General features: G+C 70.8%; 2 protein-coding genes and 1 pseudogene. All 3 read right to left on the bottom strand.

Translation table 11 applies throughout. The annotated features are described in order from the left end of the window. Positions 1-317 (bottom strand): annotated as a pseudogene (locus tag SRAH_RS12895) (hypothetical protein); the annotation flags it as partial. After that, positions 317-949, bottom strand: a complete 633-nt coding sequence (locus SRAH_RS11695) for a response regulator transcription factor (protein WP_029463515.1) — start codon at positions 947-949, stop codon at positions 317-319. The gene SRAH_RS11695 and the pseudogene SRAH_RS12895, both read right to left, overlap by 1 nt. 39 nt (positions 950-988) lie before the next feature. Continuing rightward, positions 989-1,670: sensor histidine kinase (locus SRAH_RS11690; protein ID WP_029463514.1), on the bottom strand; the 682-nt coding region annotated here is incomplete at its 5' end.

The following is a 1,670-nucleotide window of genomic DNA, read 5'->3' as shown; positions in this document are numbered from 1 at the left end:
GGCGGGGCGGGCGGGGCGGGCGGGGCAGTTGCCGGTGCATCGGGGGCGCCAAGGCCGACCGCTGCCGGCTGTGGCGCGCCGGTGGCGGCGGGGGTGTCCATGCGGGCGGGCGGCTGGGTGGCGCAGCCTGCCAGCAGCAGGCCGGCCAGCAGCAGGCCAGCCCAAGCGGGCGGGCGGCCAAGGGCTGGCCAGAGGCACGACGCCAGCGGCCGTGCAAGCGGCCGTGCAAGAGGTGGCAGGAGGGGCTGGGAAAGCGGGTGCGACACGTTCAGGCGGTGGGTCGATGGGGTGGGGTCGATGGGGGGCGGAGGGAGCATCAAAAATCGCGCAGCAAGTGCACCAGATCCACGGCAGAGCGCACGCCGAGTTTGTCGAACACGTGGGCGCGGTGCACCTCGACCGTGCGCACGCTGATTTGCAGTTGCTCGGCCACCAGCTTGTTGGGCAAGCCGTCGGCGATCAGGCGCATCACCGCCTGCTCGCGTTCGGTCAGGGCGTCGATGCGGCGCTGGCGTTTTTTTAGCTCGCGGCGCTGCGCCAGCAACTGCGCCGAATGCTGCAGCGCCTGCTCCACGCGGTCCACCAGGGCGTTGTCGGAAAAGGGTTTCTCGCAAAAATCAAAGGCGCCGCGCTTGACCGCTTCGACGGCGGTGGCCACATCCGCGTGGCCACTCAGAAAAATAACCGGCATGGCAGCACAGCCTACGAGGGCCGGCAGGCGCTCATACAACTCCAGTCCGCTCCAGCCCGGCATGCGCAAATCCAGCAGCAGGCAGCTCGCCTCGGTGGGCTCGGGCCAGGCGTGGGCGCAGTCCCAGAACGCCTCGGCGCTGGGGTAGGCGCTGCTGAGCAGGCGCCGCGTGCGCAGCAGCCAGCCCAGCGCGTCGCGCACGCCGGCGTCGTCGTCCACGATGTGGACGCAGCCTTGCAGGGCAGCGGTGGCATTCATGGGCCCCGATGATAGGGCTTTGCGCCGCCTTGGGGGTATTCAGGCAGGAGGCGCCACGGGCAGCGTGAAGCGAAACACCGTGCCACGGGGCGCGTGGGCGCTGTACTGCAGCGCGCCGCCGTGTTGCTCCACCACGGTGCGGCACAGGCTCAGCCCCAGCCCCATGCCCTCGGGTTTGGTGGTGAAAAAGGGCGTGAACAACTGCTCGGCCTGCTCTTGGCTGATGCCCTGGCCGTGGTCGGCCACGGCAAACTCGACCCCCTCGCCGCGGCCTTGCACGACCCGGCGCGCGCTCAGGCGCAGGCGGCGCAGCCCCGATGGGCCGGGTGGGTCGCCCGCCGGCATGGCTTGCATGCCGTTGCGCGCCAGGTTGAGCAGCACCTGCTCGATCATGGTGCGCTGGCACCAAACCGGCGGGCAGTCGGGGCCCACATCGAGTTCGAGCCCGATGTTTTGCTGGCGCGCCTGCAGTTGCAGCAGCGGCCAGATGGCTTGCAGCAAATCGGTTGGCGCCACCGCGGCGCGTTCGCGGTCGCGCTGGCGCACCAGGTCGGCCACGCTTTTGATGACTTTGCCGGCGCGCTCGGCCTGCTCGGCGATGCGTTGCAAGGCGCTGCGCAGCGGGCCCAGTTCGCTGGCCGTGGGGGCGGCCCCATCGGGTGCGTCGGGCAGCAGGTTGAGCGAGCCGCTGGCGTAGCTGGCGATGGCGGCCAGCGGCTGG

This window comes from Serpentinimonas barnesii (assembly GCF_000696225.1).
GTDB lineage: Bacteria > Pseudomonadota > Gammaproteobacteria > Burkholderiales > Burkholderiaceae_C > Serpentinimonas > Serpentinimonas barnesii.
This window is presented reverse-complemented; position numbering and strand designations above follow the sequence as displayed.